The organism is Hyalangium sp. (assembly GCF_045802625.1).
In the GTDB taxonomy this organism is placed as follows: Bacteria; Myxococcota; Myxococcia; order Myxococcales; family Myxococcaceae; genus Hyalangium.
In genome coordinates this window covers 48,130-57,532 of record NZ_JBJMQP010000070.1, presented here as the reverse complement: position 1 = coordinate 57,532, position 9,403 = coordinate 48,130, and the positions used below count along the sequence as shown (strand labels likewise).

General features: G+C 69.5%; 8 protein-coding genes. 7 read left to right on the top strand and 1 reads right to left on the bottom strand.

Annotated features, from left to right (window positions below; all coding sequences use genetic code 11):
- The 3 genes from ACJ8AT_RS14165 to ACJ8AT_RS14155 form a co-directional block, all read left to right on the top strand.
- On the top strand, positions 1-2,139 hold a 2,139-nt coding region (locus tag ACJ8AT_RS14165), incomplete at its 5' end, for a hypothetical protein (RefSeq protein WP_407738246.1).
- 133 nt (positions 2,140-2,272) lie between these two features.
- On the top strand, positions 2,273-2,878 hold the full coding sequence (locus ACJ8AT_RS14160; protein ID WP_407738245.1) for a hypothetical protein: 606 nt from the start codon (positions 2,273-2,275) through the stop codon (positions 2,876-2,878).
- Positions 2,879-2,880: 2 nt separating this feature from the next.
- A complete protein-coding gene (locus ACJ8AT_RS14155) occupies positions 2,881-3,831 on the top strand; it encodes a site-2 protease family protein (protein WP_407738244.1) in 951 nt (316 codons plus the stop codon).
- 49 nt (positions 3,832-3,880) lie between these two features.
- On the opposite strand, the gene ACJ8AT_RS14150 is transcribed toward ACJ8AT_RS14155, so the two are convergent.
- A complete protein-coding gene (locus ACJ8AT_RS14150) occupies positions 3,881-4,357 on the bottom strand; it encodes a helix-turn-helix domain-containing protein (RefSeq protein ID WP_407738243.1) in 477 nt (158 codons plus the stop codon).
- Between the two features lie 86 nt (positions 4,358-4,443).
- Between ACJ8AT_RS14150 and ACJ8AT_RS14145 the strand changes: the two genes are divergently transcribed.
- The 4 genes from ACJ8AT_RS14145 to ACJ8AT_RS14130 are packed head-to-tail and all read left to right on the top strand — an operon-like array spanning position 4,444 to position 9,355.
- Entirely contained in the window at positions 4,444-5,205 is a 762-nt protein-coding gene (locus ACJ8AT_RS14145; protein WP_407738242.1) for a uroporphyrinogen-III synthase, read from the top strand.
- Positions 5,206-5,217: 12 nt separating this feature from the next.
- Entirely contained in the window at positions 5,218-5,760 is a 543-nt protein-coding gene (locus ACJ8AT_RS14140) for a hypothetical protein (RefSeq protein ID WP_407738241.1), read from the top strand.
- Positions 5,757-7,547 carry an adhesin gene (locus tag ACJ8AT_RS14135; RefSeq protein ID WP_407738240.1) on the top strand — a complete coding sequence of 597 codons (1,791 nt, stop codon included), beginning with the start codon at positions 5,757-5,759 and terminating at the stop codon, positions 7,545-7,547. The genes ACJ8AT_RS14140 and ACJ8AT_RS14135 overlap by 4 nt, the downstream gene beginning before the upstream one ends.
- Positions 7,532-9,355, top strand: coding sequence for a GspE/PulE family protein (locus ACJ8AT_RS14130; protein WP_407738239.1), 1,824 nt, complete (start codon positions 7,532-7,534; stop codon positions 9,353-9,355). The genes ACJ8AT_RS14135 and ACJ8AT_RS14130 overlap by 16 nt, the downstream gene beginning before the upstream one ends.
- Positions 9,356-9,403 lie beyond the last annotated feature (48 nt).

The window sequence follows — 9,403 nt, the reverse complement described above, 5'->3', positions numbered from 1 at the left end:
GGCGGTCCCTCGAAGCCCGCGCCCGGCTCGCCGGCCGCTCGGGCGCAGAAGTACGAGGCTCAGGTGCGCGAGCACATCGCCGCCCTGTCTCCGCAGCCGCCCATCCCGCCCACGGCTCCCTCCGTGGTCGCCGGCCATATCGCGGACATCATCAAGAAGGTCCCGCCGGAGCTGCGCGCCCAGGTGGTCCACGACGTGCAATCGGAGCTGAACGGCCTGGCTCGGGACGCGGTCTATGCGGACGCCAGCTCCCAGAAGAGCATCACCACCTCGCTGCAGAACATCCAGCGGCTCCTTCCGCCGAAGGACGCCAAGGACGTGGGCAAGTCCCTGCTGGACGCCCAGGTCCGCCTGCTGCAAGAGCCGCTCACCGCCCGTGCCAACGCCATCGACTCGGCGAAGTCCACGGATGACAAGCGGAAGGCGGTGGTGGACGCGGCCGCCGCGCTCAAGGACATCATCTCCAGCGCGCCTCCGGCCCTGCGCGGCGTGCTGCTCAAGCGCTCGCAGGCGCAGCTCGACAAGATCGTCAGCAACCTGACGCCGCTGAGCAAGGACGACACGAGGAAGGCCATCGCCAGCCTGGCGGCCGCCACGGACAGCGCCGGAGCTCTGAACGCGCATTATGTGAGCGACGCCTTCACCCGCGCCTACCAGAAGGGGGACTGGCAGCAGAAGGGCGATGACTCGGGCCTCTTCGGCCAGAACAAGCACAACAGCGAGCGCGAGATCGTGGACGCGTTCCGCCGCCTGCGTGACGACAATGCACCGGGCGGGGACCTGCTGTCGGCCAGCGTGGTGCAGGGGCTGATGGACAAGGGTTCCAAGGCCATGGCGGGTGCCATCGCCACGGGCAAGAGCGACCAGGTCCCGGATGACACGTTCGCCGGCAACCTCACCCAACTGGACGACCATATCGAGGACGCAATCGGCGAGGCGGTCGACTGGGTCAAGGACAAGGTGGCCGGGGCGCTGCGCTCGGCGGTAGACGCGGCGCTGCACATCAAGGACAACGTGAAGAGCCTCAACTCGCCGGGGGACTCGGTGACGCTCGCCGTGGGTGGCGAGGTGGGCCTGGTGGACGTGTCCGCCAGCGCCGAGGCGTCCATGACCATCACCAAGACGGAGGACGGCGGCTACGAGCTGAAGCTGGACGGCAAGGCGAGCGCGGGCATCTTCGGCAACCTGCCGTTGCCCGGCTTCGGCGGCGCGAGCGGGAGTGCCTCCGCCGGAGGCGAGGTGAGCGCCACCTTCAAGTTCCAGAGCGCCGACGACGTGGCGAAGGCCGCCGACACCATCGCGAGCATCGGAGTGGCCACGGCGGCCGCGGGCCCGGTGGGCACGCTGGTGTCGGGTCTGGTGAGCGGCGACGAGCTCAGCGTGCTCAAGAACCACTTCACCCAGGGCTACGCCGCGGTGAATGTGAACGCGGACGTGAAGGCGGAGCTGGCACAGACGGCGGGCCTGGGCGCGGGCGGCGACGTGCACGCGGGAGCGCAGCTGTCCGTGGGCGTCGTGTGGGGGCCGGGCAAGCCCGCCACGCTGGAGCTCAGCCAGAACGTGAGCGCGGACGGCTCGCTCAACCTGGGCGCGCCGCTCGATCTGGGCCACGGCGTGGAGCTGTCCGGCAAGGTCAGCGGCAAGCTGTCACTGAGCGCCACCACGGACATCCCGCTGGATGGCGTGAGCCTCCGCGGGCTCATCTCGGACCCGCTGCGCACGCTCAAGTCCGTGGGCAATGACGTGCTCAACAAGTCCACCACCACCTTCTCCGTGAGCGCCCAGGCCAGCGGTGGCGCGGCCCTCGCCAAGGGCGCCGCCTCCCTCGAGGGGGAGGACGGCATTGAGCTCAACCTGTCCGGCAGCATCCCCACGCGCCAGTTCGCGGATGCGCTGGCGGCGGCGGCCACCGGGGACTTCGACGGGGCGCTGCGGCGCATCGGGAAGAACACCCAGCTGGATGTGTCCGTGGACGCCTACAAGGAGACCGGCTTCAAGTTCGATCTGAAGATCGACGACATCCCGGGCATCAAGGTGGACCTCAACGCCCAGGACACCGTGAATGATCAGACCGAGCTCACCCACTTCCAGGGGACGCCGGTGGAGCTGGCCAGGCGAGGCCTGCGCATCTTCGCCTGAGTGCCCGCGGTTCTCCTCCGCCTGGGTGCCAGGCTTCAGGCGGAGGGCATGGGGGCCCGGCTCGGGTGGGGCCCGCGAGTCCCCCTGCCTGGCTGCTTCCGGGAACGTGGGGACTTGCCTTATGGTCTGCGCCATGTCCGAACCCGAAGCCCTCCCGCCTTCTCAGCCCGCCGCCGCCGTCGCCGTTGCCGCCTGTTCGCTCTGCCAGAAGCCGATAGCGGCCGGAGCGGGGACGAGCATCAATGGCAACCTCGTCTGCGGCAGCTGTGCCGCGCAGGTCCAGGCGGAGCTCGCGGCGGAGCAACAGACGGGCGCGCGGTTTCCCCTTGCGCTCGCGGGCGGCGCGGCAGGTGCGCTGGTGGGCGCGGTCATCTGGGCCGTCATCGTGGTCGCGACCGACTACGAGATTGGCTACGTCGCGGTGCTCGTCGGCTACCTGGCGGGCCGCGGGGTGAAGCTCGGCGCGGGCAAGGGCCGTGGCCAGCCGCTGCAGATCGCGGCGGCGGGCATGGCGGTGTTCGGGCTCGTCATCGCGAAGTACTTCATCCTCGCGCACGTCGTCATTAGCGACCCGCGCGGCGCGGAGCTGGGCCTGGGCTACTTCAGCCCCACACTGTTCAGTCTCTTTCTGCAGAACATTGGCAGCTCGCTGAGCCCGTTTGATCTGCTCTGGATCGCGTTCGCGCTGATGACGGCGTGGCGGATTCCGGCGCCTTCCAAGATTGAGGTCGGGCGGTAGCCATGTCCGCGCTGGAGCGATTGCGTCAGCTCGAGGCGCAGAAGCAGGCTCGGGCGGCGGCTGCTGCCGCGGCGGCTGCGGGCGTGACGGCGGAGGCTGCCGTGGCGCCTTCGAAGAATCGGGGCCGGGTCATCGGCGGCCTGGGGGCCGCGGGACTGCTCGCGTGGAAGCTGAAGTCGCTGCTGGTCTTGGCGAAGTTCGCCAAGTTCGCGACCACCGGCTTCACGATGATCCTGATGGCGCTGGTCTACGCACAGTTCTACGGCGCGGGCTTCGCGGCCGGGCTGGTGCTGCTGATCCTCATTCACGAGCTTGGCCACGGGTACGCGGCCAGGCGGGTGGGCCTGGACGTCGGCGCCCCGGTGTTCATCCCGTTCTTCGGTGCCTTCATCGCGCTCAAGGAGAAGCCGAAGTCCACCTGGCAGGACTTTGTCATCGGCGCGGGCGGGCCCCTCTTCGGCTCGTTGGGTGGAGCCGCGTGCGTCGCCGCGTCGTTCTTCTTCACGGGGGAGTGGAGTGGACTGCTCCTCGCGGTCGGATACTTCGCGTTGATGATGAACCTGTTCAACCTCATCCCGTTCTGGCAGCTCGATGGGAACCGGATGATGGGGCCGGTGTCGCTCGAGCTCGCGGCCGCCGGGACGGTGCTCTTGCTGGCGGTGGTCGGGGTCGGCATGGTCCGCACGACGCACGTGAACCCCTTTGCGCTCGGTGTCGCGGGGGTGTCGGCGTGGAAGGTGGGAACGCGGTGGTGGGAAGCCCGGCGGGCGAAGCAGCGGCTGTCCGCGCTGGAGCAGCTCAACAGCCTGACCGCGGCGCAGCGGGCGGTCTCCGATGATGGCGTGACGCAGCCGCAGCGGGTCATCGCGGCTTCGGTCTACTTCGGTCTTGCGGCGCTGCTCATCATCGCGATGCACGAGTTGCCGGCGCTGCTTCCGCAGCTTTCGCGTTGACGCGCTGGTGGAAGAACCTGACGCGCCTGTTCTCCCAGGGGGGCGGGGCCTACTCGAAGAGCAGCGCGGCGATCTGGCTCAGGCGCCGGAGTTGGGCCGGGGAGAGCTGGCGAGCCTTTGTCAGCAGGCTGCGCATGGCGGGCGTGGTGGAGTCTTTCACGGCCACCCGGGTGCGCCAGCGCCGGTAGGTGGGGGAGGGCGCACCGTACTCCAGCACCAGCAGCGTGTCGGGCGAGACCTCGAGGAGCTGGCAGAGCTCGTACAGCCGCATCACTCCAGGGACGAGCAGGCCTCGCTCGACGCGGCCGTACACCGAGGGGGTCATGCCCAGGTGCCGGGCGGTCTGGGCCTGGGAGAGCCCTTTGCGGACGCGCGCGGCCCGGACGGCGGCGCCGAACGCGGTGATCCACGGGTGCTTGCGAGCCGGGGCTCGCTGCTGGGGGCGTGGCGGGGCGTGGTGGGTTTTTCGAGGCATGGCTGCACAGAGCCGCTTGCGGGCTCCTCCCATCTCCGTAGCGTAGCTCAAGGAGCCTCCTGGTACGTCCAAAGGATGAGGAATGACCTCACAGGTAGGACGTGCCATCCCCCGCGGATGGACTAGAGTCCGCGCCCGTGGAAAGGCGACTCGAAGGCAAGCGTGTGCTGGTGACCCGCCCCAAGGAGCGGGTGGAGGAGCTGTGCTTCCTCCTGGAGGATGAGGGCGCGGAGGTGCTCAGCCTCCCCTTGCTGGAGCTGCGGCCCCCGGAGGATCCCCGGCCGCTGGCCGCCGCCGCCGAGTCCATCCAGCGCTACCGCTGGGTGGTGTTCGCCAGCCCCTCGGCCGTGGAGGCCTTGATGGACGCGCTGCGCGAGGCCGGGACCGTGGATCGCATGGCCCAGGTGCGGGTGGCCGCGGTGGGGCCTCGCACCGCGCGGACCGCCGAGGGCTACGGCCTGAAGGTGGCCGCCGAGCCCACCGAGTCCACCGGCCAGGGGCTCTATGAAGTCCTCCGCTCCGAGCTGCACCCGGAGGACGAGCTGCTCCTGCCCGCCGCCGAGGAGGGGCGCCGGGAGCTGGAGCTCGCGCTGCGCGAGCAGGGCGTGCGCGTCACCCGGGTGACGGCCTATCGGACCACGCCCGCCGAGCTGTCTCCCGAGGCCCAGGAGCTCCTGCGCGCCGCGCCCCCGGATGTGGTGCTCTTCGCCTCGCCGCGCACGGCCGAGATCTTCCTGGAGTCCGCGGGCCGCGAGCGCCTGGGGCAGGCCCGGGTCGTCGCCATTGGCCCCACCACCGCGGCCACGCTGGCTCGGCTGGGCATCGAGGTGGCGGCGGTGGCCGAACGTCCCACCTCCGAGGGGCTCGTCGACGCCGCGATCCGCGCCATTCACGGGTAAGCTACCGCCGCCATGAACTTCCTCCGCCTCCTGGGCCTGTCGCTCGTGCTCGGGTTGCCCGTGCTCGCCTGGGGCGCGCTGCCTCCACAGACACTCGCCGATCTGGCTCGCGCCTCGGACCGGATTGTCCTCGCGCGCGTCGTGGATCAGCGCGTCAACGTTCCTCAGGGCAACGTGCGACAGATGACCACCATCTCGCGGCTCGAGGTGCTGGAGGAGTACCGTGGGCAGGGGCCGCGCGCGCTGGAGCTGGTGCAGCTCGGCGGGCGCAGCGGGCTGTGGGAGTCTCACCTCGCGGGAGATGCGAAGCTCGAGGCGGGAGAGACGGCGCTGCTGTTCCTGCGCTGCCCGGATCCCAAGTCGGCGGAGCGGGTGGTGCTGGTGGGGTTGGGTGCGGGCAAGCAGCCGGTGACGTCCGGAGCAGCGGGGAAGCGAGAGGTTCAGCTCTCCGCTCAAGTGAAGGGCGGCCCGGTCCGGCGCCCGCTCGATGAAGTCCTCGAAGAGATCCGGCGGGCGACCCCGCCCCCGGCGCAGCAGGAGAGGGGTAAGCGATGAATCGCAGGCTGCAATGGACCGCAGGGCTCGTGCTGATGGCGCTCAGTGCCACGGCCTCCGCGCAGAGCTCCAGCTACCTGGGCTACAAGATGCTCAACACGCGGGACTACCCGTTCCGCTACTACGTCGACGCTCGCGCGCAGACCCCGGGGGGCATTGCCCTCACCGAGGTGGTGAACGCCACCAAGGCGGCGTTCCAGACCTGGGATGACGTGAGCTGCGCGTACCCGTCCTTCCAGTACGCGGGGCTGACGACGAGCAACTCCGCCATCAACCCCAACGACGTGGGCAACAACACGGACGCGTTCAACGTGAGCACCGTCTGGGTCACGTCCACCAGTGACAACTACTACGAGACGGCGCTCGCGTCGGGGCAGTCCCTGTCAGGGGCCGTCCCGCTCACCTACGCGGGCTACCTCTACCAGTGCGACATCTTCATCAACGGCGTGAACTTCCGGTGGACCACGCTGCCGAACACGCCCCAGAGTGAGAACTTCCATGATCTTCAGTCGATCCTCACCTACGAGGTGGGCCACTGCCTGGGGCTGGCGGACTCCTACTTCCCCGAAGCGTCGGTGATGTACCCGGACTTTCCAGCCGGCGGCAGCAAGCGGGTGCTGGATCAGTCGGACGTGACGAAGCTCTGCGACTACTACCCGGAGAACGGCGCGGTGGGCTCGCCGTGCTCGGCCAGCGATCCGTGCACCGGTGGACTCAGCTGCATCCCCTACAAGAACTCGAGCGGCGTGACGCTCTACTCGTACTGCTCGAAGGGCTGCCCCGGCGTCACCAACGGAGAGTGCCCGAGCCCCTTCGTGTGCAAGGCCTCCACCCTGATCTCGGGCCAGACGAACGCCTGCCTCGCGGTGCCCGGCGAGGCCGTGACGCAGGTGGGCAAGGCCTGCAACGTGAATGGCGACTGCGGCGGGGCCCGTTCGATCTGCCAGCCGCCCGGGGCGCTGCCCTCCGGAGGAATTGCCTGGGTGGGTGGCTACTGTCAGGAGGACTGCACCGCCGGCGGAGCCACCAGCTCTTGCCCCGCGGGCTCGGTGTGCGTCGAGTTGGGAACTCCTGACCGCTGCATGAAGCCCTGCCGCCCGGGGTCGGGTGACTGCCGGGATGGCTATACCTGCGCGCCGCTCGCCCAGGGCAATGTCTGCATCCCCCCCTGCTACGCGGACGCGGACTGCCCCCCCAATGGCAACATCACCTTCTCCTGCCGCGTGTGCGATCGCGTCTGCGTCCAGAACAAGCCGAGCGTGCTCTCGGTGGGAGACCCCTGCACCTCCAGCGAGCAGTGCGGCACGGGGCAGATCTGCTTCTTCATCAACAACAACCCGCAGGGGGTCTGCACGGAGACCTGTAACACGGCCCAGTGCGCCTGCCCCCTGGGCAGCGCCTGCAAGAACATCGGGCCGGACCACGTGTGCATGAAGAACTGCGACGTGGGTACCTGCGCCTCGCCGCTCCAGTGCAACCCGGTGGGGGACACCAACTCGTGCACGCCGGCTTGCCGCACCCGGTCTGACTGTCCGACAGGTTTCGAGTGTGACCGGACGGGGGCCTGCTACGATCCCCTGAAGACGCCGGACGCTGGCTGCACGCTCTGTAGCGGCGACGGTGGCCCTCCGCCTCCGCCTCCGCCCACGGATGGTGGCACGGGCGGGGGCACCGGCGCCCCGAGCGGATGCGGGTGTGGCGAGGCACCTGCCTCGGCGCTGGTGTTCTTCGGGGTGCTCGCGCTGGGGCTGTTCTCCGGGAGGCGCCGCTCTTGGCAGCGCCGGTAGGCCCCCTCAGCCGCAGCCAGGCGGACTTCAGCACGGCCTTCGTGCTGGAGGCGTTGGTGGCCCAGGGCCTGCTCACCCCACAGCAGGCCCAGGAGATCCTCGCGCGCGAGTCCGCTGCTCGCGCGCGGGTGCTCAAAGGCAAGGCGCAGGCCGGCTCCAAGGAGGCGGCGCGCTATGACGTGTCGCCGGTGGAGATCGTCGCCGCCTTCCAGGTGCCGCTGCCGGAGAACCGGGGCGTGCTCGACGAGGACCGGGTGACGGAGGCCGCCGCGCGCGCCGCGGGCATGCCGTACCGGAAGATCGACCCGCTCAAGCTGGACATGGCGCTGGCGACGCGGACGGTGTCCCGGCCCTTCGCGCTGAAGCACGCGCTGCTGCCGCTGGAGCGCACCGCGCAGGGCCGGCTCGTGGTGGCGGTGGCCAACCCGTTCGACCGGGAGCTGTTCGAGAACCTCTACCGCCTGGCGGGCCTGCCCATCGAGCCCGTGCTGTCCTCCAAGTCGGACATCCTCAAGTCCATCGCGGAGATCTACGGCTTCAAGAAGACGCTGGCCCGGGCGGCGGATGACTTCGCCGCCGCGCCGCAGCTCACCAACTTCGAGCAGCTGGTGTCGCTCAGCGGCACGCAGGAGCTGGATGCGGCGGACAAGCCGGTGGTGCAGGCGGTGGACTACCTGCTGCGCTACGCCTTCGACAACCGGGCCTCGGATATCCACATCGAGCCCAAGCGCGCCCAGTCCCACGTGCGCCTGCGCATCGACGGCGTGCTGCACACCGTCTACATGCTGCCCGCCGGAGTGCATCCGCCCATCATCTCGCGCGTGAAGATGCTCTCGCGCATGGACATCTCCGAGAAGCGCAAGCCGCAGGACGGGCGCATCAAGACGGAGCGCGAGGGCCGCGAGGTGGAGCTGCGTGTGTCCACGCTGCCCACGGCCTTTGGCGAGAAGGTGGTCATCCGTATCTTCGATCCGGACACGCTGGTGCAGGACATCGCCCAGCTGGGCTTCGAGCCTGACGAGAAGGGCTCGTTCGAGTCCTGGATCGATCAGCCGCACGGGCTGATCCTGGTGACGGGCCCCACGGGCAGCGGCAAGACGACCACGCTGTACTCGGCGCTCAAGGCGGTGGCGGGCCCGGACGTGAACGTCACCACCATCGAGGATCCGATCGAGATGGTGTGGGAGGGCTTCAACCAGGTCCAGGTGCAGCACAAGCTGGGGTTGGACTTCGCCGGGGCGCTGCGCCACATCCTGCGTCAGGATCCGGACGTCATCATGGTGGGCGAGATCCGCGATGGGGAGACGGCGGAGAACGCGATCCAGTCCGCGCTCACGGGCCACCTGGTGCTCTCCACGCTGCACACCAATGACGCGATCGGCGCGGTGGCGCGCATGAAGGATCTGGGCGTGCCGCCGTTCCTGCTCTCGCAGAGCCTGGTGGGGCTGATGGCCCAGCGCCTGCTGCGGCGCATCTGTGTGCACTGCGCGCAGGAGGACTCGCTGACGCCAGACGAGCTGACGGCGCTGCTGGTGCCCATTCCGCTGCTCCCCGGCGGCGTGAAGCTGCGCAAGGGGGCCGGGTGCGTGCGCTGCCGCGGCACCGGCTACTTCGGGCGCACCGGCGTCTTCGAGATCGTCAGCATCGGCGCGGAGATGAAGGAGCTCATCACCGGCGGGGCCTCGCACCACGCGCTGGTGGAGGCCGCCCGGCGAGCCGGGATGCGCACGCTGCGTGAGGCCGGAGTGCGCAAGCTGGCGCAGGGGCTCACCACCTTCGAGGAAGTAATGCGGATGACGTCCGTGTGACCTCGTAGATGTCCGTCTTGCCAGGTTGGCCTATCCTCACCGAACCCA

What these genes read in the sequence shown, in the direction of transcription:
- ACJ8AT_RS14160 (WP_407738245.1), top strand. Translation starts at nt 2,273, where the DNA reads ATGTCCGAACCCGAAGCCCTCCCGCCTTCTCAGCCCGCCGCCGCCGTC.
- ACJ8AT_RS14135 (WP_407738240.1), top strand. Translation starts at nt 5,757, where the DNA reads ATGAATCGCAGGCTGCAATGGACCGCAGGGCTCGTGCTGATGGCGCTC.
- ACJ8AT_RS14140 (WP_407738241.1), top strand. Translation starts at nt 5,218, where the DNA reads ATGAACTTCCTCCGCCTCCTGGGCCTGTCGCTCGTGCTCGGGTTGCCC.
- ACJ8AT_RS14155 (WP_407738244.1), top strand. Translation starts at nt 2,881, where the DNA reads ATGTCCGCGCTGGAGCGATTGCGTCAGCTCGAGGCGCAGAAGCAGGCT.